This is a genomic window from Endozoicomonas elysicola, from assembly GCF_000710775.1.
Classification (GTDB): Bacteria; Pseudomonadota; Gammaproteobacteria; order Pseudomonadales; family Endozoicomonadaceae; genus Endozoicomonas; species Endozoicomonas elysicola.
This window is the reverse complement of record NZ_JOJP01000001.1, coordinates 4,919,867-4,944,038: the sequence shown is the minus strand read 5'-3', so window position 1 is coordinate 4,944,038 and position 24,172 is coordinate 4,919,867. Positions and strand designations below refer to the sequence as shown.

19 protein-coding genes are annotated in these 24,172 nt (G+C 45.4%); 8 read left to right on the top strand and 11 right to left on the bottom strand.

What is annotated here, in order from left to right:
• The first annotated feature begins 133 nt into the window (after positions 1–133).
• The 7 genes from GV64_RS20815 to GV64_RS20785 all read left to right on the top strand — a co-directional run bounded on the left by GV64_RS20815 (position 134) and on the right by GV64_RS20785 (position 7,640).
• Entirely contained in the window at positions 134–1,288 is a 1,155-nt protein-coding gene (locus tag GV64_RS20815; RefSeq protein WP_407919930.1) for an amino acid ABC transporter permease, read from the top strand.
• A 22-nt stretch (positions 1,289–1,310) separates the two neighbouring features.
• Complete coding sequence (locus GV64_RS20810) at positions 1,311–2,405, top strand: amino acid ABC transporter permease (protein WP_026258145.1); 1,095 nt, start codon at positions 1,311–1,313, stop codon at positions 2,403–2,405.
• Positions 2,350–3,240 carry an amino acid ABC transporter ATP-binding protein gene (locus GV64_RS20805; protein WP_282706013.1) on the top strand — a complete coding sequence of 297 codons (891 nt, stop codon included), beginning with the start codon at positions 2,350–2,352 and terminating at the stop codon, positions 3,238–3,240. The genes GV64_RS20810 and GV64_RS20805 overlap by 56 nt, the downstream gene beginning before the upstream one ends.
• A gap of 256 nt (positions 3,241–3,496) precedes the next feature.
• The gene (locus tag GV64_RS20800; protein ID WP_020581724.1) at positions 3,497–4,756 is read left to right on the top strand and encodes an OmpP1/FadL family transporter; all 1,260 of its coding nucleotides are present in this window, start codon (positions 3,497–3,499) and stop codon (positions 4,754–4,756) included.
• A gap of 162 nt (positions 4,757–4,918) precedes the next feature.
• Positions 4,919–5,485 (top strand): hypothetical protein, encoded by a 567-nt coding sequence (locus tag GV64_RS20795; protein ID WP_020581723.1) that lies wholly within the window; start codon positions 4,919–4,921, stop codon positions 5,483–5,485.
• Between the two features lie 84 nt (positions 5,486–5,569).
• Complete coding sequence (locus GV64_RS20790; RefSeq protein WP_152554139.1) at positions 5,570–6,886, top strand: serine/threonine protein kinase; 1,317 nt, start codon at positions 5,570–5,572, stop codon at positions 6,884–6,886.
• Complete coding sequence (locus tag GV64_RS20785) at positions 6,879–7,640, top strand: MlaA family lipoprotein (RefSeq protein ID WP_081622070.1); 762 nt, start codon at positions 6,879–6,881, stop codon at positions 7,638–7,640. Before GV64_RS20790 ends, GV64_RS20785 begins: the two co-directional genes overlap by 8 nt.
• A gap of 8 nt (positions 7,641–7,648) precedes the next feature.
• Here the strand turns inward: GV64_RS20785 and yaaA are convergent, their stop codons facing one another.
• From yaaA to GV64_RS20755, 6 genes are all read right to left on the bottom strand, one after another.
• On the bottom strand, positions 7,649–8,425 hold the full coding sequence (yaaA, locus tag GV64_RS20780) for a peroxide stress protein YaaA (RefSeq protein ID WP_020581720.1): 777 nt from the start codon (positions 8,423–8,425) through the stop codon (positions 7,649–7,651).
• A 142-nt stretch (positions 8,426–8,567) separates the two neighbouring features.
• On the bottom strand, positions 8,568–9,041 hold the full coding sequence (locus GV64_RS20775; RefSeq protein ID WP_020581719.1) for an avidin/streptavidin family protein: 474 nt from the start codon (positions 9,039–9,041) through the stop codon (positions 8,568–8,570).
• Positions 9,042–9,514: 473 nt separating this feature from the next.
• Positions 9,515–10,864 carry an NADP-specific glutamate dehydrogenase gene (gdhA, locus tag GV64_RS20770; protein ID WP_020581718.1) on the bottom strand — a complete coding sequence of 450 codons (1,350 nt, stop codon included), beginning with the start codon at positions 10,862–10,864 and terminating at the stop codon, positions 9,515–9,517.
• A 167-nt stretch (positions 10,865–11,031) separates the two neighbouring features.
• A complete protein-coding gene (locus GV64_RS20765; RefSeq protein ID WP_020581717.1) occupies positions 11,032–12,435 on the bottom strand; it encodes a PhoH family protein in 1,404 nt (467 codons plus the stop codon).
• Positions 12,436–12,706: 271 nt separating this feature from the next.
• Positions 12,707–14,122, bottom strand: a complete 1,416-nt coding sequence (rhlB, locus tag GV64_RS20760; protein ID WP_020581716.1) for an ATP-dependent RNA helicase RhlB — start codon at positions 14,120–14,122, stop codon at positions 12,707–12,709.
• A gap of 389 nt (positions 14,123–14,511) precedes the next feature.
• Positions 14,512–14,814, bottom strand: coding sequence for a hypothetical protein (locus GV64_RS20755; RefSeq protein ID WP_020581715.1), 303 nt, complete (start codon positions 14,812–14,814; stop codon positions 14,512–14,514).
• A 246-nt stretch (positions 14,815–15,060) separates the two neighbouring features.
• On the opposite strand from GV64_RS20755, the gene GV64_RS20750 reads away from it, so the two are divergent.
• Complete coding sequence (locus GV64_RS20750) at positions 15,061–18,393, top strand: hypothetical protein (protein ID WP_020581714.1); 3,333 nt, start codon at positions 15,061–15,063, stop codon at positions 18,391–18,393.
• A 95-nt stretch (positions 18,394–18,488) separates the two neighbouring features.
• Here the strand turns inward: GV64_RS20750 and pyrI are convergent, their stop codons facing one another.
• From pyrI to GV64_RS20725, 5 genes are all read right to left on the bottom strand, one after another.
• Positions 18,489–18,947, bottom strand: a complete 459-nt coding sequence (gene pyrI, locus GV64_RS20745; protein WP_020581713.1) for an aspartate carbamoyltransferase regulatory subunit — start codon at positions 18,945–18,947, stop codon at positions 18,489–18,491.
• Between the two features lie 11 nt (positions 18,948–18,958).
• Complete coding sequence (gene pyrB, locus GV64_RS20740) at positions 18,959–19,879, bottom strand: aspartate carbamoyltransferase (protein WP_020581712.1); 921 nt, start codon at positions 19,877–19,879, stop codon at positions 18,959–18,961.
• Between the two features lie 275 nt (positions 19,880–20,154).
• Positions 20,155–21,102, bottom strand: a complete 948-nt coding sequence (locus GV64_RS20735) for a bile acid:sodium symporter family protein (protein WP_020581710.1) — start codon at positions 21,100–21,102, stop codon at positions 20,155–20,157.
• A gap of 2 nt (positions 21,103–21,104) precedes the next feature.
• A complete protein-coding gene (locus GV64_RS20730) occupies positions 21,105–21,908 on the bottom strand; it encodes an acetolactate decarboxylase (protein ID WP_020581709.1) in 804 nt (267 codons plus the stop codon).
• Positions 21,909–21,955: 47 nt separating this feature from the next.
• Complete coding sequence (locus tag GV64_RS20725; RefSeq protein WP_157236946.1) at positions 21,956–23,704, bottom strand: extracellular solute-binding protein; 1,749 nt, start codon at positions 23,702–23,704, stop codon at positions 21,956–21,958.
• Positions 23,705–24,172: the final 468 nt, after the last annotated feature.

Genomic DNA, 24,172 nt, shown 5'->3' with positions numbered 1-24,172 from the left:
ATTCCTGTGCTAAGCACTGGAGTGAGGGCTTTTCCTCTTTTGGCAAAAATAAGAAAAGGGACGTTATGTCGTGACTGATCCTAAGCACGTATCCCATAAAGCCAATTCAACGCCGCGCTTTTTACGAGAACTTCTGAGGCTCTGGCGTGATGCTTCATTCAGACCCCTTTTAATGCAGGGAGCTGTGGTACTGATCATTGTCATGCTGGCTATTTGGGTGATCAGTAATACTATGCACAACCTCGAGCACAGAGGGATCAGTACCGGTTTCGATTTTCTCTCTCAAGAGGCTGGCTTTGGTATTATTCAGTCTCTGGTTGAATACGACGAATCACACAGTTATGGCCGAACCTTTGTGGTCGGCATACTCAACACCTTATTGGTCTCAGGCTTGGGTATTTTCTTTGCCACCATTCTTGGTTTTCTGGTGGGTATTGCCCGTCTCTCTTCTAACTGGTTATTAGCCAGACTGGCTTCTGTTTTCATTGAGACTTTCCGTAATATTCCATTATTGCTGCAAATTCTTTTCTGGTATTTCTCTGTTCTGGCTGCATTACCCCACCCCCGACAGAGTTATGCACTATGGGACTCGATATTTTTAAACTTACGCGGTCTCTTTCTACCCAAGCCTATTATTGAACAGGGGCTTCTGCCTGTAATGGTCAGTGTTCTGGTTGCCATTGGCCTGACTTTACTCTTCAGGCTGAAAAACCGTATGAGAAGACTTGATACCGGAAAGCCCATTCCTGGTGCATCTTTATGGATGACTGCACTGTTATTGGGCATTCCGGCTGTAGTATGGGGGCTTTCTGGAGCAACTCTGACCTTGGATACCCCAGCGTTAAAAGGATTTAACTTCCGTGGTGGTATTGCGATTATCCCTGAATTAGGTGCCTTGTTACTGGCTCTGACGATCTATACCGCTGCTTTTATTGCAGAAGTGGTGAGGTCAGGCATAGAGTCTGTGCAGAAGGGCCAGAAAGAAGCCGCCGCATCATTGGGGTTAAAGCCTGGAAAGGTATTATCACTGGTCGTGATTCCTCAAGCGATGAGGGTCATTATTCCGCCTTTGACCAATCAATATTTGAATCTGGCAAAAAACTCTTCACTGGCAACCGCCATCGGTTATCCCGATCTGGTGAGCGTTTTTGCTGGAACTACGCTGAACCAGACTGGGCAGGCAGTCGAAGTGATTGCTATGACCATGGCCGTTTATCTCACCATTAGCTTAACGGTTTCCCTGTTAATGAATACCTATAACAAGCGCATGGCGCTGATAGAGCGATAAAGGGTGGGAGAATAGAATCATGATGAATCACGAACTAAAAATGATTCCTGCCCGAGAACCACCGGTCATGGCTGTTGGTGTATTGGCATGGATCAGGAATAATCTGTTTGCAAGTACTTTAAGTACCGTAGCGACGTTGCTGATCGTGTATGGTCTTTTTTTATCCATTCCTCCTTTGGTGCAGTGGGCGTTGGTGGATGCGACCTGGTTTGGCGTTGATAGCAATGCCTGTAACCGGGAGGGTGCCTGCTGGGCTTTTGTCACTGCCAGGTTAGATCAGTTTATCTACGGGTTTTATCCCGCAGAACATCAATGGCGGCCAAATCTCTTTTTTGCGCAATTAGCGGTGCTTGTTCTCTGGCTATCGTTAAAGGGGACACCGGGTAAACAGTGGGTGCTGGGGTATAGCTTACTGTTAATGCCGTTTGTTTCCTGGTTTCTCCTTTACGGTGATCTTCCAGGCCTGGAAAAAGTAGAGACACATCAATGGGGCGGTTTAATGTTGACGCTTCTGCTGGCCTTGTGTGGAATGATTGCGTCATTACCCTTTGGAGTTCTGCTTGCCCTGGGACGCCGATCAAATATGCCAGTGATCCGGTCGTTGTGTACTGCCTACATTGAGTTGTGGCGTGGTGTTCCACTGATAACCGTACTGTTTATGGCGTCGGTTATGCTGCCGTTGTTTGTTCCTGAAGAAGTTGTATTTGATAAGTTACTCAGGGCACTTATTGGCATCATTCTGTTCCAGTCAGCCTATATGGCGGAAGTGGTTCGCGGAGGATTACAGGCCATTCCCAAAGGTCAGTTTGAAGCGTTCAATAGCCTCGGGCTTAGCTACTGGCAGGGAATGATCATGATTATCCTGCCACAGGCTATGAGGCTGGTGATCCCCGGCGTTGTAAATACCTTTATTGCTTTGTTTAAAGACACCAGTCTGGTGCTGGTGATTGGCCTGTTTGATTTACTGGCCATTATTCAAGCGGGGTTGAATGATCCTGCCTGGCTGGGTAACTCGGTAGAAGGCTATTTGTTTGCCGGATTTGTTTTCTGGATCTTCTGTTATGGCATGTCAAAGTACAGCCAGCGACTCGAACAACAATTACATCAAGGGCGCTAATCTTATGGACGAATTACTTGATCGCTCGGCTATAAAAGATTCAATTAAAAAAGATGAGCAGGCTGAGTTTAATATTCAGCATGAGTCTGGAATCGACCAATCCACTCTGATTGAAATCAGTGGTTTGAATAAATGGTACGGGCAGTTTCATGTTCTTCGGGATATCAATCTGAACGTCAGTAAGGGTGAGAAGATAGTCATCTGTGGCCCATCGGGCTCGGGTAAATCAACATTGATTCGTTGTATCAACTGTCTTGAGGAGCATCAGGAAGGCAGTATTGTGGTAGACGGAACCCGTCTGACCAATGATCTGAAAAATATAGAAACCATCCGTCGTGAAGTCGGGATGGTGTTCCAGCAGTTCAATCTGTTTCCACACCTTACCATTTTGGAGAACTGCACCCTGGCACCGATCTGGGTTCGTAAGCAGTCTAGGAAGGATGCAGAGAAGGTGGCAATGGAGTATTTGGAGCGAGTAAGGATTCCTGATCAGGCCAATAAATACCCCGGTCAGCTTTCAGGTGGACAGCAACAGCGCGTAGCCATCGCCCGAAGCCTTTGTATGAACCCGGAAGTGATGCTGTTTGATGAGCCGACTTCTGCACTTGATCCGGAGATGATCAAAGAGGTGCTGGATGTCATGATCGAGCTGGCCCAAGAAGGGATGACTATGCTTTGCGTCACCCACGAAATGGGTTTTGCCCGGACGGTGGCAGATCGAGTGATCTTTATGGATGAAGGTCAGATTATTGAGCAGGCACCACCGGAAGCGTTTTTCAGCAACCCCCGTTCAGATCGAACCCGTAAATTTCTGGGGCAGGTGTTGAATCACTAGCAGTTACGCAGTAGCTACTAAACGGGCGGCGGATTAGGCATTGTATGTGAGTTTGTAAGTCTGCTGCCAGAATGCGGGTTAATGTCTATTTTTACCCGCAGGTTATTTGTTGGTGGTTACTTACCTTTCTTATTCTGAAACAAAAATATAACAGAATTGTCTAAAAAGCCTCTGTATGATCGCCAGCAAATTTTATACAAGCGCCTAATGCGCTTCTGATGAAGGCTCATCAGAATCACACAGGTTTGAGGGTATTATGCAGTTTCAGCTCAGCCGCAAGGTCATTCTCGCCACTGCTATTGCACTGGCATCTCAGGTTTCTTTTGTTCAGGCCGCCGGTTACGGTATCAATGAACAGTCTGCCAGCTATCTGGGTACTGGCTTTGCTGGCCGTGCTTCAAACGCCATTGATGCATCTATTTCTGCAACTAACCCTGCGGGTATTAGTTTTGTAGATGGTCGTCAGATTTCTGCGGGTGCGGATGTTATTTTGGAAGGTGGTGAGTTTACTGGTACTCATACAACCCGTGGTGATGGTTCTACCAAAGACTTCCAGAAAACATCTTTCGTTCCTTTTGGCTATTTTGTAATGCCAGTTGATGAGAAGTGGAGTTTTGGTCTGGCTGGCTATGCTCCATATGGTATTGAACTTGATTATGCTAATGACTGGATTGGCGCTGGATTTGGTGATAAGACAAGCGTGCAGGTAATAAACCTTCAGGGAACGATGTCTTACAAGTTCACTGATGATTTTGCTGTAGGCTTTGGTCTGATTGGCTCTCATGTAAAAGGTGAGCTGACTAGCCGTCCATTTAATGCTGATGCAACCATTGAAGGTGATGATAATACCATTGCATGGAATATTGGTGCACTTTGGAATGTGTCTGAAAAAACCTCTCTTGGTCTGGCCTACCACTCAAAGCTGGACTTCACTCTGGAAGGTGATTACACCATTGAGAACTCTCCTCTTCCTGGTTTAGTGCCAAATGGAGTCAAGGGTGTAGAGTTAAGTATTACTATGCCTGAAAAGCTGATGGCCAGTGTTACTCACAAAATTGATGAGCAATGGACGGTCATGGCTGATGTGACTTGGACACGCTGGAGCCGGTTTGAGGAATTCAACGTGATGAACGCTCAGGATTCATCTTCTGAGTATTATGTCCCGATGAACTGGACCGACACTTGGGCTCTGTCTCTGGGCACTTCATATCAGTTGGATGACCAATGGTTATTGCGTGCAGGTTATATGTTCGATGAATCTCCAGTGAATGATGAGAACAGAACTGTTCGCTCCCCGGATGCAAACCGCAACTGGTTTACCCTTGGTGCAAACTGGAAAGCTGCTGAAAATATGTCCGTTGACTTAGCCTATGCTTACGTGAAACTTCAGGATGGAGCTATTACTGAGCAGAAGTATGATGGTCCAAATGATCCAAGTCCTGCCCTGGGAACCATTACAGGCAGCTATAGCAGTGGATCCCATATCATTGGTGCACAGCTAAACTATAAGTTCTGACATTAGTGTAAGTTAAGCAGAATATCTGTTTATCTAAGTAAATCAGAAATGCCGGTCTGCTTTTTCAGCATACCGGCATTTTTTATTTATTTTCTCCTTCCCTCCCTATACTCTTCTAACGATCGTAAGCACTACTTTGGCTTGCTCTAAGGAGGAGAAAGAATGTTTTGGAAGACTGTTTCTGGAAAGCATGTGGGAAAACAGTTCGTTTTTATGAGCTTTTTGATGGCTTTGCTTTCTGGTTGTAGTTCACTCGCTACAAAAGATTCATCAACAACAAGCCCCTCATCTGAAGCAGGTCAGGCAGATTGTCAGTCGCTTTCTACCCTGTTCAGTAAAAGCAATAATAACTTTGAGAGCATTCGTTATCGACCGTCTTATAAAAACAAGATCACTCTCTGGGAGAGCCGATATCAGCTGATAGAAAACAGCTGTCAGGTATGGCAATGGGGTGATAAATACAGCTATGTCTGCAATGAGGCTTATCCTGATCAGGAAACGGCGCAGCAGGTATATCAGCAGGCTCAGGGTTTTATCAATCAATGTCTTGGTGAAAACCCCAGTGGCTGGTATGAGGAACAAGGTGTCCTAGAGGGCCGTGGAGAAGAAACTCAATACCTGTTCGAAGGTCAGGTTCGCGGCTCTTTAAGGAAGCAGAGTACTCCGGGTTTGTTTAGAGACAGCTGGTCTGTCTACTTTTGGATTGACTCGCCTTCGATGTTGCGTTGATTGCTTTTTAAGGTCTCGAGTCAGAGAAAAGCTGAATCTTGCTCTATGCTTGAATCTTTTAATGCAAGCGTAGAGTAAAACCAAATGATACATTTCCGAGCAGGGTTGTTGGTGCTTTTTTGCCTTTATACCCTATGCTCCGGGGCATCCTATCAGTACCCAATTCAGAATCCTTTTCTATCCACCGTGATGGGGACGCCAGAACACCTGTGGCCGGATTTATCGGGTCCTGCGATCAATGAAATTAATCTGAAGATATACCATCCACTGGCTACTGGTCCAATACCTTCAGCATTTTCAAACTCTCGAAGAGCGACTGTCAGGTTTGCCTGGCAGAACAGGCCAGCGCCCCTTATTTTTCTTGTCGCTGGTACTGGTGCTCGCTTTAATGCCAGTAAGGTTGAGTTTTTAAAACGGGTTTTCTACAGGGCTGGTTTTCATGTTGTCCAGCTATCGTCTCCAACCAGCTCAGATTTTATGGTTAATGCCTCTAATACCCACTTGCCGGGTATTTCCAGACAGGATGCCAGTGATCTTTACCGATTGATGCAAGCCAGTCTGAAACGAATTGAACAGTTTAATCAACGGCTGGTGATTAACGATATATATCTCGCTGGTTATAGCCTGGGAGCACTTGATGCAGCCTTCGTTGGGGCCCTGGATGACAGGAAAGAGGTCATTGGCTTTCAGCGAATATTATTGATTAACCCACCGGTTTATCTCGAACGGTCAATTCAGAATCTGGATCAGCTCACAAGAGTCAAGGTTCAGGGTGTTGATGATACAACGGAGTTGTTCAATCGCTTCTTCGATCAGTTAGCGGAGTACTTTCGGAAGAACAATCATCTTGATGTTGATGACAGCCTTAAAGAAGTCATCGGTAGGGAAGTTGAAACGATGAGTGATGGAGAGTTGGCACTGCTGATTGGTGTTGCCTTTCGGTTCTCTATCGCATCCATGGTGTTTACTGCAGATATTATGAATCGGACTGGGCTGATTGTCCCTGAAGGGCAGCCGATCACTGTGACCGAAAGCCGAACACCTTTTTTTCACCGGTCGATGCACTGGAATTTCCAACAATACCTTGAACGTTTGCTGTTACCGTCGCTCAACCTCCATCGCAGACAGCAGGGTGACTCTTTGCTGACAAGAAAAGATGCTTTTCTGCAAAGCAGTTTGCCTGTTTTAGAGCGATGGCTGAAAAAATCCAAAAATATTGGTGTGATGCATAATGCGGATGATCTGATTATTGATCAGGAGGGATTGTCCTTTATTTACGACACATTCGGTCAGCGCGCAAAAATTTATCCTTATGGCGGTCATATGGGTAACCTTCAGTTTTCCGCAAATGTGCAGGATATGGTTGGTTTTATAAAAACAGGGCAATTCCCAGATGCGTAGTTTCTTCCTGTTTCTTTCTTTTTGTGTATTTTCAAGTTATGCGCAGGATCGAATACCGTATTCCAATCCTATGGACCAGTTAGAGTATTATGAGGAGCATGGAGACGGGGCTAGAAGTGATATAAGGCGGTTGGCATTCCTTGATGTTTATGACCCCCTTGAGCCGGTGAATCGCCTTTTCTTCGGTTTCAACTCAGGACTCGATCGTTATTTTCTTAAGCCAGTGCTAAACCTCTATCGAGTCACTGTTCCTTCTTTTATCCGAAAAGGTGTGTCTAATTTTTTTCAGAATATGCAGGATGTTCCCAATACGCTGAACAGCCTGATGCAATTGCGGGCTCGCGCTGCTTTGCGCTCAGGTACTCGCCTTGTGCTCAATACAACGGTTGGTATTTTAGGTTTTTTTGATCCAGCTGAAGCTGCAGGGCTGAGCTACCAGCGTAATGATTTTGGTATGACTCTGGCTCGTTATGGGGTTGGGGCAGGGCCGTATCTGATGTTACCGGTACTTGGACCAAGCAATGTGCGCGATACCTTCGGCTTGACTGGTGATATCCTTGTTCAGGATACGGTTAATTTTCTGACTGTGCCAGAACACTATTATTCTGACCCTGCTGTCTTTGCCATCTATGGCATCAATTATCGGTCAGAAATTCAGTTTACCTATGAAGACTTTGAGTCGCCTTTCAGCTATGACATGATCCGCTTTCTGTACACCAGAAAGCGGGAGCTGCAGTTGCAGACAGTTTATTGAAAGCGGGTTTAATTCTGTTCCTCACGGGTGAATACCCATTCTTTATCTGAGGACATCGCTTCATTGAAGGCGTAGCCTTCGTAGTCAAAATCTTTCAGTTTTTCTGGCTGGTCAATGTTATGGTCGATGACATAACGGCACATAAGGCCTCGAGCCTTTTTGGCATAGAAACTGATGATTTTGTATTGCCCATTTTTCCAGTCTTTGAATACAGGGGTAATAATCTGCCCTTTAATTTGCTTTGGTTGAACTGACTTAAAATATTCGTTAGATGCCAGGTTAATCAATACCTGATTTTTCTGATTGGATAGCTCCTTATTCAGCTGCTCAGTGATGATGTTTCCCCAGAACTGATAAAGGTCCTTCCCACGCTGGTTGGCAAACCGTGTACCCATCTCCAGACGGTAGGCTTGCATAAGATCCAGTGGGCGCAAAAGACCGTAAAGGCCAGAAAGTATTCTCAGGTGCCGCTGTGCAAATGACAGTTGCTTTTCATTCAGCGTTTCTGCATCAAGACCTGTGTATACATCACCTTTAAAAGCCAATATGGCCTGTTTGGCGTTATCCATGTTGAATGGGGTGGACCAGGCTTGAAAGCGGGCCGCGTTAAGTTGAGATAGCTTGTCGCTGATGCTCATCAAACGGCCAATATCTGCTGGACTTAACTCGTTGAGTTCCTTGATCAGAAGAGCTGAGTGGCTGAGAAAATCTGGTTGCGTAAACTTTTTTGTGCTGGGTGGCGTTTCGTAGTCCAGGGTTTTGGCCGGAGAAATAATGAGCAGCATCAAACACTCCCTGATTATTCAAGCTGGAGATAATTGTATGATGACAATAGTAGATCAGGGAGCGTTCCTTTAATAGCGTTAAGAGAGTTAATAACGCCTATCATCACCATTGATAACAGCTATCAATGAAAGCAGATTCTTTTTATTCACTCACCCTCATGAATGTATCGTTGGTAATAACTCTTGATTTCCATGTTTCCTGACCATGCCACTGAATGAGCGCCATTGTATCGATTTTGTCAGGTTCTCCACGGGTTTCTGATTTTCGCAACAATCCACTGATCGCGATAGTGACAGGGGATCCGCAGCTCTTCATGCTCAAGCTCAGTGCAAAAGAGTTGCTATTATGGACAGCCTGAACTGGTACTTCCTTGCCAATACAGGCCTGAGTATTGGCTACTGCTGTAGTGAAGTAACCTTTGAGAAGATCACTGCCTGCACTCTGTAGTGTTAGCAGAGAGCCACGCTGATTTTTCCATGTACCAGCAAAGCTAACATGTTTGTCTGGGTTTGAGCCTTCGGCAATGGATGGGGGAACCCGTTTCGCTGCCTCAATGGATAATCCGGTAATCAGTAATACCACCATCAGAAGAAGAAGATATATACCTGATTTCATCATCATACTCCTTACTAAACCCGTTAAATCTAGACGATATTAGTAAATTCTTCTCAGTTCTGTTTGAACTGAGACTTGGTTTCCTTAGGCGCTCTAATGCTGAAGGGAGCAGATACGCAGGAGGTGATTACTTTCAATCTGAGACAAGGATTACTCTATTAATTCAATAAATCGCTTAGAGGGAACTCAGTTAGTCATGTGATCGGTCGACCAAATTTTGGCCATATGGCTAATTTCGGAATGGCCTCCTGCTTTGGTAGAGATACTTTGTATCTTTCGAATCACAGTAGGTGTTTGAGGCACTTGTAGTTAAGGCCTTCGGCAGTTTTACAGCTCAGGGCAACGCTGAGTCACATAGGGGAGAGGCTGGTTTGAGAGTGACCTTGAATGTCAGCCACTCCCATAGTCATATTAGCTATCTGCTGGCAGTGTTAGCGCAGATTCGGGACATGGTGGAATATCAGGCAGCCTGGTTAAACAAAACCATAGGACAGCATCGCATCGGCGACTTTTGTAAAGCCGGCAATATTAGCGCCACGGATATAGTCAATAGTGTTATCAGATTGCTGACCATATCTTTTACTCTGCTGGTGGATCTTGAACATGATGTCTTCCAGACGCTTTTCCAGCTCTTCCAGCGGCCAGGAGAGACGCATGCTGTTTTGAGACATTTCCAGCCCTGACACTGCCACACCACCGGCATTAGCTGCTTTGGCCGGAGCAAACAGAATTCCTGCCTCTCTTAAATAGTGACTGGCTTCCATCGTTGTTGGCATATTGGCACCCTCTGCCAGGGCAATACAGCCATTCTTCACTAGTTCTTTAGCGTCATTGAGCTCCAGCTCGTTTTGAGTGGCGCAGGCGAATGCAATATCGCAGGGAAAGTCCCATACCTTTTTATCGGGGTAGTAATCACAGTCAAAATGCTCGGCGAATTCACTGATTCGCCCACGTTGCTTTTCCTTCAAGTCAATCAGATGGTTAAGGTGTTCTTGAGTCATTCCGGAAGGAATCAGGAAGCTGCCGCCGGAATCTGACATGGCAATGACGGTAGCGCCCAGCTGCATGACTTTTTGGGCTGTATAGAGTGCGACATTACCAGACCCGGATACAATGCAGCGTTTGCCTTCCAGCTCCTTCTGATGAGCCTTGAGCATTTCTCGAGTAAAAAAAACAGTGCCATAGCCTGTTGCTTCTTTGCGAATCAAGCTACCGCCATAGGCTAATTCTTTACCCGTCAGGACGCTGCGAAATTCATTCTGAAGGCGTTTGTACTGACCAAACATATAGCTGATTTCCCGTGCACCAACGCCAATATCGCCTGCAGGTACATCGGTATGGGCGCCAATATGTTTGTGTAGTTCCGTCATGAAGGACTGGCAGAAGCGCATGACTTCCCGGTCACTTTTTCCTTTTGGGTTGAAATCGGCTCCACCTTTGGCAGAGCCAAGGGGGAGAGTCGTCAGGCTGTTCTTGAATGTTTGTTCAAAGCCAAGGAATTTAAGGGTATCCAGTGAAAGGTTGCTGGTAAATCGAAGGCCGCCTTTATAAGGGCCAATGGCGTTATTAAATTGAACCCGGTATCCACGGTTGACACGTATATGACCGTCGTCGTCTTCCCAGCAGACCCTGAAAATTATAATGCGGTCAGGTTCTGTCATTCGTTCAAGGATTCGAGCATCAATATATTTCTGGTGATGGTTTATATATGGAATAACGCTTTCAGCGACCTCACGGACGGCTTGGTGAAACTCAGGTTCATTGGGGTTTCTGCGAGCAAGGCCATTCATGAAGTCGTCAAGTTCAAGCTTTTTGGTGAACATGGAAGACACCCGGAGGAAAAGAGTGATTGACTATCTATGTTTTGTTTTGCCGTACCACAATCTCAGCTTATCAGTTTCTTCTCTCAGGTGCCTGTAACCATTACAGGAAAAACAGAAAACCCCGGCTATTAAACTCCGGGGCTTTGTATATGGAGAAGGTGAGTTAATTAAAGATGAGCTTCGGCATAAGCTGCCAGAGGTGACCTGGGTACTCCCTGAAGCTGCATTGAACCTCCATGGGGGAAATGCTTCAGGCGTTCAGTCATATAAGTTAAACCGGAGCTGGTAGCTGCCAGATAGGGCGTATCAATCTGAGCAAGGTTGCCCAGACAGATAACCTTACTGCCAACCCCAGCACGGGTGATGATGGTTTTGATTTGATGAGGTGTCAGGTTTTGGCACTCATCAATGATGATCAGGCTTTGCTGGAAGCTCCTTCCTCGAATGTAATTCAGGGATTTGAAATGGAGCGGTACTCGATCAAGGATATATTCCACACTGCTATTGGTTGACTCATCATCATTATGCAATGCTTCAAGGTTATCCGTGATGGCGCCCAGCCACGGTTCCATCTTTTCTGCTTCTGTGCCCGGAAGGAAGCCTATATCTTCATCCAGTCCCTGTGTCGAACGAGTGGCAATAATTCTTCGGTATTGTTTGCTGGCAATTGTCATCTCGATGGCTGCTGCCAGAGCCAGAATTGTTTTACCTGAGCCTGCAGCACCGTTCAGGTTGACGAGATGTACATCGGGATCCAGTAACAAGTTTAATGCCATGGCCTGATGGATGTTTAGTGGCTTTAAGCCCCATACCTCCTGATTCATCAAGCTTTCTCTGCTGTAGTGTTGAAGGCTTACATGGTCGTCTGTTATGTCGACCACTTTTGCTACAAATCCTTGGTCGTCTAATAGGAATTTGTTGAGGTAAAGCTCTTCAGAAAGTTCACTCTTGGCTATTGTATGGATGGTTTGGCTATCACACTGAGCCGTTTTGACTTCATTAACGCGATCCCAGAAGTTATCTTCGTAGTGAAGATAGCCTTTGGTGAGCAGACCTATATCGCTGACTAGCTGATCACTGTGGTAATCTTCTGTGAGAATACCGCAGCCTCTGGCTTTCAGTCGCATGTTAATATCTTTGGTGACCAGAATGAATTGCCGGTCCGGGCGGGATTTCTGGTACTGACAGATATCGTTAATTATCTGGTTGTCGTTATTGCTGCTGGGTAGCGTCGCTATCTTATCGTCGGCATGGCTCATCATGATAGACAGGGTGCCGGACGTTTCATTTTCGTTATTTCTCTGGATGGGCACACCCTGCTCTATTTCTGCAGGTGTCGCTATACCGAGAATATTATCGATCAGTCGAATGGCCTGACGACAGTCAGCCGCAATGGTTTGCTTTCCGTTCTTGAGTTTGTCCAGTTCTTCCAGCACAGTGATGGGGATCAGTACCTGATGTTCTTCAAAATTTAGAATCGAGTTGGGGTCATGAATCAGGACATTACTGTCCAAAATGTAGGTGGTAGTGGTGGGTGAGTTTATTGGCCTGGTTTCCAAGGCATGTCCCATAGGCAGCTCCCTTGTCTGTTTTTGGGTTCACTCATATTTGATTCTTATCGAAAAGATTTAATCCGGCAAGGTTAAATTTCGATGAAGAATAAAAAAAAAATTTTGTCCTCCAAAAGGGTTTAAATTAAAGCCTTTTACTTCTAGACTTAAAAAGTTATATCGCCTTTTTTTATAAAAGATTTACTAGTCTTTGATTTTTTATTTCTTTTCTTTATTAATGGTTTAGCGTATTTCTGCAGGCGGATATATACAGTCCGCCTGCAGCAGAAGCTTAAGAACGCTTGGCTTTTCGGGGATCAACCAGCAGCTCTTCCGGTGGGTAGTCTTTCTTCAGTTTATCTCCCAGCAGGGCTTCCAGGTCAGGAATAAGAAATGAGTCATCTTCACAGGCAAAGCTAATGCTGACACCACTTGCCCCAGCCCTGCCAGTTCTGCCTATCCGATGTATATAATCATCCGGAGCTTCAGGCAGGTTGTAGTTAATGACATGACTGATTCCGTCAATGTGTATTCCCCGGCCAGCGACATCGGTAGCTACCAGTACGGAAATTTTTCCAGACCGGAAGTTTTCCAAAGTTCTCAAGCGTTTGTTCTGGGGAACTTCACCAGAGATTTGATCTGCCTTGATGCCAATTCTTTGCAGCTTTTCTGTCAGTTTTCGCGTTTGATCCCTGCGATTAGTAAATACAATGACCTTTTCCAGCTGGTGGTGGTTGATCAGGTTAACCAGGAGAGGAAACTTCTGTTCAGAAGAGAGGATGTATACCTTTTGCTCCACGGTATCAGTAGCCACGCTGTCAGGCTCTATTTCCACTTTTACCGGGTTCCAGGTCCACTGCTCACCAAGTCGCAGTACGTCATCAGTAAAGGTAGCCGAGAACAACAGCGTTTGCCGGTCTCCGGGCCTGGGAGTCATTCGAATGATACGGCGGACCTGTGGGATAAAGCCCATGTCCAGCATCCGGTCAGCTTCATCAATAACCATGATTTCAACAAGATCCAGAAACAGGTCTTTTCGCTCACAATAGTCCAGAAGACGCCCAGGCGTCGCAACGAGAATATCAACATAGTTTTCACTGATGCGTTTTCGTTGCTTCTCATAATCCATACCGCCCACAACAGTGACAACATGAAGAGGCAGGTATTTCGTCAGGGCCTCAGCATCATTGCCAATTTGCAGGGCCAGCTCGCGGGTAGGCGCGATAATGACGACGCGAGGCTCACCCAGATAGCGGCTGTCAGGCGCAGGGGTGTCAACTAGCTGCTTAATAGTGCTGATCAGGAACGCTGCGGTCTTACCTGTCCCGGTTTGAGCCTTGCCAATAGCATCGCGGCCTGTCAGGGTACTCCCCAGAACTTCTGCCTGGATAGGTGTGCAGTACTTAAAGCCCTGATCAGCAATCGCATGCATCAGCTCACTGGGTAGTTCAAAATCATGAAAACGCGTCTTTTCAGGGTCTGCAGCTACCTGAAACTGGCCAATACTCCAGTTTTCCACGGCCTGAATCTGGCGGGCTGACTTTCTGTTGCCCGTCTGTTTTGGGCGCTTTGATGATTTGTTCTGGCTGCTGTTCCTGGAACGTGGAGCCGGTTTTTTGTTGCCAGAAGACTCTTTTTTACCCTTTTCGGCCGGGGATGAGTCTTTACTTGCACTTCTCTTCTTAAAAAATCCTAGAAAACCACTCAATGCCTTACTCTCGTTCCTTTCAGTCCTGAAAAATAGCTTTACTTGTTGAAAGCCGGGTGAGCCAGCTATGAAGGATACAATCTTTATCCTGGTCGTCGCAGAGATGGGCGAGGAAGAAGTTAGCTGGTATGTAACGCTGCCACCTTAAAAATAATGAGAGTGGGAGACGGTACTGCGTGAAAGTGTCCTGAAAATTTTTCCGGATTCTCACGGTTAATGTTAAGCGTATTATCGCGCCGATGTAATGGACAAATCAAACGGACTGTACGGAATGGCTGGAATCAATAAAATAGTGTCTTTCCACCAGGCAAAAACCTGCCTGGTGGGTGGACGCTCAGACACGGCGTTTGAAAATGGGTCAGTCAGAGGAAAATGACATCGGTGGCTGGTCAAACTTCCTCGTACCTATCCATCTCGTCACATGGCTCATCCTCTGGTTTTTTGCGCAGCCACAACTGCTCTGACTTACCTTTCTTGGTAACTTTTCTTTTTTTCCTTTCAAGCCATAGCTTGTTAAGAACTAATATCAAAGCGGGGTCAGGCACCGGTCTAACTGAGTGATGCTTGAAAATAGAAGCGAAAAAGCTCGCTTCTTCAGCAAACTTCTGGTTTTTGGCTGCAAAAGACTCTGGTTGTACAGGGTCTGGCATACAGCGATTACCGATAAAGTTAGATAACGGACAAGAACTCATTGTTATCACCCTCTAACTGCCTGAAAATTAAATAATAGTTAGATATTTATTATTTGGAAATTAGACATTGGTGGGGGGGATTAGCTCCCGGGAAGGAATTTTTTTGTCACCCTGTTTCAAACATTTGTTTGATCAGGTTTTAAATAGTCATCGGGAACTCTCTAATTAGGATGACGGTCTAGTTTTAATCGTGGACATTTTTGGATCATCCATTTTTTAAAAACTATAAGTTGCAGGAGAGAGTTTATGCAGGCGTCAGGAAGTGAAGGTGGCGGTCTTTCAGGAGTAGTCGTAAAAGATTTAGTTAACGGTGCTTATGAGGAGGCATCCGTTCCTAGAAGTAATGATGATGGAAGCCCAAATGGTTCGGAAAAAACAAAGATTAATGGGGTTAGTGTAGAGGCACATAACCCTAAACTAAAGCTGAAAAATCCTGATTCAAGTTCACCTTCATTAGAAGTCTCATCTTCAAACTCTGGTTTAGATGCTCGGGTATGTAGCGTATCTGATCAAGCTCAAGATAAACTTTCTCTGAGTGAAAGTTCCGAGCCCTCAAGTGGCGTTCAGACTGATGCTAACGGAAATATCTGTATATATGTAGTGGAAGAAGACGACTTCGATATAATCTTTGAAGGTACTTACCCATCTGATAAGTATTGCATTGATGAAGAAAAAGGTGCAAAAAAGGATGGCAGTATTATCCTGAAACCTATTCTTTTAGGTACACAGATACCTGATGTTTCTCAAGAAACAAGCGCTTCAATTTCTTCTGATTCAAGGCAACCATTTGATAGCATTGTATCTGATAGTCCAGATGATCCGAGATATTTAGACTCTGCTGAAATGGATACAGTTGTACAGGCTGATTATCCTGAGTCTGATTCAGGTAGCCTTGTTGGGTCTTATATTGATCTAGGGGATGAGCAATCATTCCTCGAACCAGGTTCATCTGATCCTGAATTGCCAATAGCTCCTATGCTTTCTGATACAGGCGCGGTTTTAGACGGTCCTGAGCTTCAGTTGCCTTTGCCACTTCTGCCAAAAGGTGAGCACGATAGGAGTGTTAGGCTTTCAGGTTTTGAGCTTAATTCTAATGATGAGATGTCTGAGAGCGATGATGATGTATTGATTGACACTGGTTCATATGATTTTTGTGGGGTTGTTTCTGGTGGTGTTGGTAAGAGCCCTGACGTTGAAACAGTTGTTACTGATGGACCTGCAGTTGTGGAACCTTTGGGCATTGGTAGTGATAATGCGCCTCTAAACGAGCTGGATGAGCAGCAGATGGTGCATGAATCTAATGAGCTAGTCCGCTCTCAGGCAGGTTCAGTTAGCCAGAATCTTGATTCTGAATACGATGCTGCAGAACCGCTTTTTTTGAAATCTGAAGTTACTGAACACTCTTCTTTTGCTGCTCCTGCAATGGAGCATCTGGAAAGACCGATCCCTGAGGATCAGCTATCCATCGTGACACCTTCATCTTCTGTTGACAGTTTGGAAGGTCAAGGTGTTTATGGAGCTCGGATGGAGTGTTTAACCTCCATTGAAATTGGGGCAGTTGTTAAAAAGGATGATCCTGAGCCTTATTCGGGTAATCTTGGTGAGTCTCATATTGAGGTAAGTGATGATCAACTATCCCTCGAGGCAGGTTCATCAGCCCCTGAGCTGTCAACAGTTGCTCTGTCTTCTGATACAGGCAGAGCCATAGATAAGCCAGAAGGTGAGCTCGATAAGAGTGTTAGGCTTTCAGATTTTGAGCTTGACTCTAATGATGAGATGTTTGAGAGCGATGATGATGTATTGATTGACACTGATTCATATGATTTGTGTGGGGCTATTTCAGGTGATGTTGGTAAGAGCACTGAAATTGAAGCAATTGTTACTGATGTACCTGAAGTTCTAGAGCCTTTGAGCATTGCCACTGAAAATGCCCCTCTAAACGAAATGGATGAGCAGCAAGTAGTTTATGAGTCCAATGATCTTGTCAGCTCTCAGGCAGATTCGTTTAGCCAGAATCTTGATTTTGCAGACGATGCCCCAGAACCGCTTGTTTCGAAAGCTGAAGTTACTGAACACTCTTCTTTCGCTTCACCTGCAATGGGGCATCTGGAAAGATCGATCCCTGAGGATCAGCTACCCACCGTAACACCTTCATCTTCTGTTGCCAGTTTGGAAGATCAAGGGGGAGATGGAGGTCGGATTGCGTCGTGGATCGAAGTCTATGAAGAACATGGGAAGCTTGAGGTTCGAAGCTTGGCTGGTTCGTTCTCCGAAGATTGCTCTGTGCAAAGTGCTCAGTCCGGCGAGCTTGATGGGCAAGGGTTAACTGAGCAAGTCGGTCCGAGGGCTGCTGAGCCTGATTTTTATAATGCTCGTGAATTGAAAACTGACCGTGTTGTCACCCCAATGCCAATGGCCAGTATTGATTCACCTATTGAAGGTATGGGCTTACCTTTACAGTTTTCTGCGGAACAGTCCACCTTGCACCTTGTGCTGAGGCTTAGAGGGAACTTTGACCCGCTGAGACTTGGAGAGGGCTTCGACCAATGGTTGCAGAATACAGAGTACCAGCCGGGCTCTGGCTCTTTTTCTTCTCTATCAGACTCTTCAGCTGAAGACAGTACGTACTGTCTAAGTACAACTTCAGAATCCAACAACTCCTCAATGGTATCTAGCTTATCAGGCATTCCCAGTGAAGATGATGCAGAGACAGAATCCAGAGTCTCTGCTTCTAGTAGCCGTGAAACGTTATGCAGCAGCAGGGAAACGCTATGTGATGATGAAGAAAATGTTGAGACTGATCTTCCAGAGTTGAAAAATACACTCAAGGAGCCTCTTGTAGCGTCAACTCACTCGACTTCAGAGTCAATCCGTGCACTGCTGTCACAGTTTGATCCGCTTTTTGAATCACGTCCAGATGATATGAGTACTGATTGCAAAAAAACTTCTACTCTTGTGTCTGGACAAGAGACATTGGCTAGAGAGAATACTGATCGTTTGTCGCAGCCACATCGACGTACTTATCTTGAGAGAGTTTCTGAGCATAAAGGATATAAGGGTTGGTTAGAAGATCATACGCTGGAATCTCGAGTTCCCAGCAGGTGGGAGCATTCACCCAGAGGGGAAAAATTGCATTGGTATGACGCTTGTTGGAACGATACTCTGCGAAGCGGGTTTGATTTCACGGAGGATGTGAGATACAGATGTATGCCTGTGTTAGAATATCGTTCTGAACTTCAGCCTATGACTGAGAAGAATGATGCTTTCAATTACTCTCCGGTAAAACCAGAAAAGCGAGTGCAGACTGAGTTCAGAAAAAACGCAGATATTCAACAGTACAATGCTTTCGTTAATGATCAGGTTGCAGGCCTTAATGCTTCTGTTGAAGCCCATAAGAAGGATAAGAATGGGCTAAGGCTTTCCGCTCTCTGTGCTCAGGAAAATCAGAGGCAGGAACCAAGGTTTAAAGCTACAAATACAAGCCTGAATCAGATCAGAAAACAACAAAGTGGTTTGACTTACAATGTCAATGGAGAGGAGCTTGTATGGCGCGCTTTTGAAACAGATACTTCGTTCTGAGGCCTGTCATTGTCATATTACTTCTACCCGTTGGAGTATCAGTAGACTTTAAAAGGGCGCTTGTCATCAATGACTTTGCGCCCTTTTTCTTTCTGTTATCGAAGCTCTGCAACAATTTCTTTGCTGAAGGACTTTTCACAATAGTGACACTTTAGCTGTATATCACTGCTTTTCTGGCGCAGATAAAAGAAGCTCTCTACCGGCTCATTATGAGTGATGCAGTTAGAGTTGGGGCAGGCAAACGCAGCTCTTAGCGTCTTTGGAATGGCCATTGTAAATTTATCGACCACCCGGTAGTCATCAATGACATTGATGGTTGCGCTGGGAGCAAACAGTGCCAGTTCATTGGCCTCCTGCTCGGTAAACATCCGACCTTCAACCTTAATGATGTCTTTGAAGCCCCGGGCTTTACTGGGAAGATTAAAACCCACGGTAATACGTGCTTCACCGTTCAGCAGATGAAGGCGGTCGAGGATTTTAACGCCTTGACCAGCCGGGATATGGTCGATGACAGTCCCCTGGCAGATGGCTTCAACCTGAAGTTTGTTACTCATCGATCCATTCCTCACAAGGTTTCATTCAGAATCAGTGCCAGCAGTGCCTGGCGGGCAAAAACCCCATTTCGTGCCTGCTCAAAGTAGTAGGCGTGAGGTGTTTGATCGACTTCTACAGCAATCTCATCCACCCTTGGGAGAGGGTGCAGAACTTTCAGGTGTGCGGGTGCCTCTTTCAGGGTTTCGTTCGTCAGCACATAGTTGGAGGCAATGTGCTTATACTCAGTTTCATCAAATCGTTCTTTTTGAACCCGGGTCATGTAAATAATGTCTGTATCCGCAACGACCTCTTCAATGCTTTCAGCCCGGCGCCAGCGAATGCCTTTTTCATCAAGTTCCTGCAGGATATAGTCCGGCATGGCTAAAGCATTCGGCGCAATAAAATTAAATTCAGCATTAAAATGTGTCAGAGCCTGTGTCAGCGAGTGTACGGTTCTGCCGTACTTGAGATCACCGACAAAAGTAACTTTCAGGTTGTCCAGTCGTCCCTGGCACTCCCTGATACTGAACAGGTCTAGCAGTGTCTGGGTTGGGTGCTGATTTGAACCGTCACCACCATTAATGACAGGAACACAGGCGAACTCGGAGGCTAAACGGGCTGAGCCTTCCTGAGGGTGGCGCATAACGACCGCATCGGTATATGAACTGATGATTTTGATGGAGTCTGCCAGTGTTTCTCCTTTTTTGGCAGAAGTATTCCCACCATCTGCAAAACCAATCAGGGTTCCTCCCAATCGTTGAACGGCCGTTTCAAATGAAAGCCGGGTTCGGGTCGACGCCTCAAAGAAGCAGCTGGCAATTACTTTGCCTTTCAATAGACCGGGGCGTGGCGTTTGCTTAAGTTCAGCAGCCACTTCAAGAATCTGCTCCATATCTTCCCGGGTAAGGTCGGCTATGGAGATAATGTTCCTGTTAAAGAACCTGTTTCCCATGGGGGTATTACCTGTCGCCTTTGGTCGTTCTTAAGTCAAAAAAAAGCCCCTGACTTAAGGGGCTTTTTTTGAAATACAGATGATTTGGTTAAATCGAAACCAATAATAAGGACATTGTTTTCTCTTTCGATTGACTGACGGTTAATGTGTAAGCGCAGTTTCATCGGAGCCCTTTGTTACTGAGTTTCTTTTAGGTTAACTCTTATTGGTAAAAGAGTCAGCTTTGCCGACGGATAAAAGCTGTCTGGTTGGCAAATTGCTTGGGATTCTACACTTCAGTTGTCGTTGGTCAAGCGGTTTTTGCCCTCTGAGTCAGGAGATGGCTGGTTTGACCAGAAACTGGCCAGCCCTGTCCCAATAATATTTTGAATGATACTGAACAGGGCAGAAGGGATTGCTGCCAGTGTTGAAAAGTGCTTTACCGCAAGAGCTGATGCCACACCACTGTTCTGGGTGCCAACTTCTATGGCAATGGTTCTGGCGGTGATTTTGTCTTGTCCCATCGCGCGGGCGAGAGCGTACCCTGCCATCAGTCCTGACAGATTATGTAAAACCACCGCACATAGCGTCAAAATACCCAGGGATGTTAATGCGCGGGCATTCATGGCGACCACAAGACAAATGGCTGCTGCGATACCAAGGACTGCAATCTTCGGGAGCATTGGTAACGCTTTTGCCACAATTGTTGGCAGTTTGGCCTTGAGGAACATTCCAGCCAGAACCGGAACGATGATCATTTGGGCAATACTGACCAGCATAGCGCTCTGATCAACTTTGATAACCTCTTGTAAATATAGGGTGGTAATCCAGGGTGTCATGATGACGGAAGCCAGAGTTGATACCGTTGTCATGCTGACTGATAGCGCGACACGACCACCTGCAAGATACGTAAGCACATTGGATGAAGTTCCTCCAGGGGCTGTTCCCACCAGAATCATACCAATAAGCATGTCTCTGGGGAGCTCAAACAGGAGGCAGATGGACCAGGCGAGAGCAGGCATAAGCAGGAATTGAAGCAGAACACCAATGAGTAATGCCTGTGGTTCCCTGAGGGATGTCTTTAGATCCTGGGTAGTGATGGTTAACCCCATAGCAAACATGATAACGGCTATTAATGGGATCAAGGCACTTTTGAATGAAACCAGTTCTGGGCTGAAATAATAGCCAAATACGCTGGCAATCAGAGCCCAAAAGGGCAATAAAAGGCTAAAGTAATCTCTCATTCTTAGTGCCCCTTCTCTACAATTTCTAAATCTTCTAATTGATCCCTGCTTAGGTTTAGTTGATTGAAAGCTGGATCATTGGGCAGCCTCAATTTCAGTTGATGAGCACTTGCTATATGAGTATCACCATTGGATGCTTTGAGGTTCAGAGCATGCCCGCCAAACTTCCTTGGGTTATTAATGAAATGAAAATGATAGCTGGGTACATTCAGGTTATTCATATAATCAGGTGTTTTGAATCCAACCAGAGTTCCTTCTGTATCTTGATGTTTGAATATAATCCTATCGGTTTTAATAATATCCACGGGAGGTAGATATGGTGGTGCTTGCTTCAGGCCGCTTCTGACTTTTAAATCATAAAAATGGCCATTAATACGAATGGGCTGAATATGATTATTGTTCAGGAGGCTTTTATCGAGGACTTGCTGTAGCTGCAGGTAAGAAAAACCTTCTGGTAATGCTAATAAGATTCTGGGTTGAAATGGAATGACTGCTGGCATCTTTTCCAATATTGAAGTGCTCTGTGCGAGACCTTGGTGGTCGATTCGGTAATCTGCTCCACCCAGAGCAATCATTTCACAATCAAGACCATCGATAATCCCAAGTTTGACATCCCCCTTTTGTGATAGCTCTGCAAATGACAAACTGCCATCAAAATAACCCTGCACTAATGCATTAATTGTTGAGTATTGGAAGGCGGTAGGAAAAGAGCTGTGTTTAACTGTCACATATAAATTGGATTTTGATACCAGTAGCGATGAAGCCAGTGAATATTCTGGCTGGTAACGGTTGATAAGAAGCTTCATAAGCTTAACCGAACAGAAAGTTATGAAACTATAGACAGTATTTCTGATCAGGGCTTACCTGTTGATGAAAATATCTCATTTTCGAGCCACCACAGGCTGACATTGAACCAGTTCAGGTTGTCTATATCCGGATGTTTAAGGTGCTTTTTATAGGCCACCAGTACGTTGTTTTTGTGCCATTTGGGAATGACATAGTTATACCAGAGTAATATCCGGTCGATGGCTTTGCAGATATCTATGCTCTCTTGATAGTGGCGAACATGATTGAATCTTGCCAGTAGTTCATCAACCACTGGATGCTTGATGCCTGCCAAATTGTTGCTGCCAGGTTCGTCGGCTGCCTGGCTGCTCCAAGAGTGGTGCTGCTCAATACCAGGAAATGATGAGTGCCAGAAATACCAGTCAATCATATCAAAATCAAACTGGTGCGCTCTTTTGCGGAATAGGCTTTGATCAATGCTCAGGACGGTCATTTTAATGCCCAGCTCAGATAACGTTTTGCGGTAGGGAATGAAGTAACGCTCGGAGGATGTTGACGGGAGCAGCAGTTCAAAAGCCAATGGTTGACCACTTGTTTTGTGCCGCATTTCCCCTTTATTTAATTGCCAGCCGGCTTCGCTCAAAAGTTGTAACGCTTTGGATTTATTCCTCCGGTTTTGACCATTTTGACTTGACTCTGGTTGACGGAAAATATTTTGAAAAAGCTCCTCAGGTAGAACGGCTTTATGCTTAAACAACAGCTTCAACTCTCCTTCGGTTAGTATCTCTGAGGCGGCCATTGGGGTATTCACAAAAAAACTGTTAGTGCGTAAATATTCAGAGTGAAGCAGGTTCCTATTGGTCCATTCGAAGTTGAACAAAAGGTTGAGAGCGAGTCGAACGTTTCGATCCTGAAATAGAGGTTTTCGAGTGTTGAAAACCAATGCGTTCATTCCGTGAGGATGGTTAAGATTAATGCTCTCTTTGATAATCTCCCCTTTTTTTATAGAGGGAAAATTATATTTCTGATGCCAGTTCCGTGCATCTCCCTCAATTCTGAGATCATAGGCTCCGGCTGCAAACGCTTCCAGCGCTGTATGGTTATCTCGATAATAGTCGATACGAATCTGATCAAAGTTATGTAGGCCCTGATTCACGGGAAGATTTTTTCCCCAATAGTTTTCAACTTTCTGGTAGGTGATAGACTTGCCGGGAATCACCTTTGAAATTCTCATTGGGCCACTACCCAAGGGAATGTTCAGCGCACTTTGCTCAAAATTTTTATCTTTCCAGAAGTGTCTGGGTAATACCGGTAAATAGGCCAGTAAGGCAATGGCCTTTATGGTTCGGCTACTGGGTTCCATATCAAATTGTACTCGGTATTTACTGGTGACTTTCACTGCTGCAAGATACTTCAACATTCTTCGAAAAAATGGCGCTCCATGCCGTTTAAGTGTTTGAATAGTAAACATAACGTCGTCTGCTGTTATGGGGTTGCCATCATGGAAATAAGCAGAAGGGTTTATGTTGAATGCGACCCATGAGAGATCATCAGGGTACTCAACGTTCAACGCTAATTGGGGGTAAAGGGCGTAAGGTTCATCAAGGGAGCGAGTCATCAGACGGTCGTAGATACTGAAAAGGTAATCAGGCGGGTGTCCCTTGGTCGCGTATTGATTCAGGCTGTCAAAGCTGCCAATTTGTGCAAGCGTTAATGCGCCTCCTTTTGGGGCGTTTGGGTTTGTATAAGGAAAATGGGTGAAACCACTAGAGTGAATAGGGCTGCCAATAATGGCCAGAGAGGTTTGGGTGATCACCTTGATGTTATTGTTTTCTGTGAAAGATGTAGGATTACAAATGACTGATTCAGTAAAGAGCATGCAGAAAAGAGTAAAAGATGTCTTCAATCCGGGCATTATTCATTGAAGTGTGGTGAGGCTATTGAAGGAAATTATAGCGAAGATACCGTTATGAACAGCTTAAGCTATCACGATTGTACGGATTAAGAATCTATCACTGTACAAGGGCTGCTGTTGTGATCGATAGCTAAGTAAGGCCTTTCATGTGGCTACTTAATTACTGATGTTCACTGCCAGAGGGCATAACCAGGCATGTGACCAGCCCCATGAATTACGTTATGCAAAGCGAGAGCTGTGTCGTGTATTCCACGTGAGTAGACAGCAACGGCGTATGACGTCAATCATTTGCGATCCTTTGGGTTTGATTACGCATAAGTACTGATGCTGTATTGAATATGGAGCCACCACACCCTGCGTCGCCCGTCT

Coding starts and splice junctions, on each gene's coding strand:
- GV64_RS20810 (WP_026258145.1), top strand. CDS start 1,311: ATGAATCACGAACTAAAAATGATTCCTGCCCGAGAACCACCGGTCATG.
- GV64_RS20805 (WP_282706013.1), top strand. CDS start 2,350: ATGGCATGTCAAAGTACAGCCAGCGACTCGAACAACAATTACATCAAG.
- GV64_RS20800 (WP_020581724.1), top strand. CDS start 3,497: ATGCAGTTTCAGCTCAGCCGCAAGGTCATTCTCGCCACTGCTATTGCA.
- GV64_RS20795 (WP_020581723.1), top strand. CDS start 4,919: ATGTTTTGGAAGACTGTTTCTGGAAAGCATGTGGGAAAACAGTTCGTT.
- GV64_RS20790 (WP_152554139.1), top strand. CDS start 5,570: ATGATACATTTCCGAGCAGGGTTGTTGGTGCTTTTTTGCCTTTATACC.
- GV64_RS20785 (WP_081622070.1), top strand. CDS start 6,879: ATGCGTAGTTTCTTCCTGTTTCTTTCTTTTTGTGTATTTTCAAGTTAT.
- yaaA (WP_020581720.1), bottom strand. CDS start 8,425: ATGCTGCTCATTATTTCTCCGGCCAAAACCCTGGACTACGAAACGCCA.
- GV64_RS20775 (WP_020581719.1), bottom strand. CDS start 9,041: ATGAAATCAGGTATATATCTTCTTCTTCTGATGGTGGTATTACTGATT.
- gdhA (WP_020581718.1), bottom strand. CDS start 10,864: ATGTTCACCAAAAAGCTTGAACTTGACGACTTCATGAATGGCCTTGCT.
- GV64_RS20765 (WP_020581717.1), bottom strand. CDS start 12,435: ATGGGACATGCCTTGGAAACCAGGCCAATAAACTCACCCACCACTACC.
- GV64_RS20755 (WP_020581715.1), bottom strand. CDS start 14,814: ATGAGTTCTTGTCCGTTATCTAACTTTATCGGTAATCGCTGTATGCCA.
- GV64_RS20750 (WP_020581714.1), top strand. CDS start 15,061: ATGCAGGCGTCAGGAAGTGAAGGTGGCGGTCTTTCAGGAGTAGTCGTA.
- pyrI (WP_020581713.1), bottom strand. CDS start 18,947: ATGAGTAACAAACTTCAGGTTGAAGCCATCTGCCAGGGGACTGTCATC.
- pyrB (WP_020581712.1), bottom strand. CDS start 19,879: ATGGGAAACAGGTTCTTTAACAGGAACATTATCTCCATAGCCGACCTT.
- GV64_RS20735 (WP_020581710.1), bottom strand. CDS start 21,102: ATGAGAGATTACTTTAGCCTTTTATTGCCCTTTTGGGCTCTGATTGCC.
- GV64_RS20730 (WP_020581709.1), bottom strand. CDS start 21,908: ATGAAGCTTCTTATCAACCGTTACCAGCCAGAATATTCACTGGCTTCA.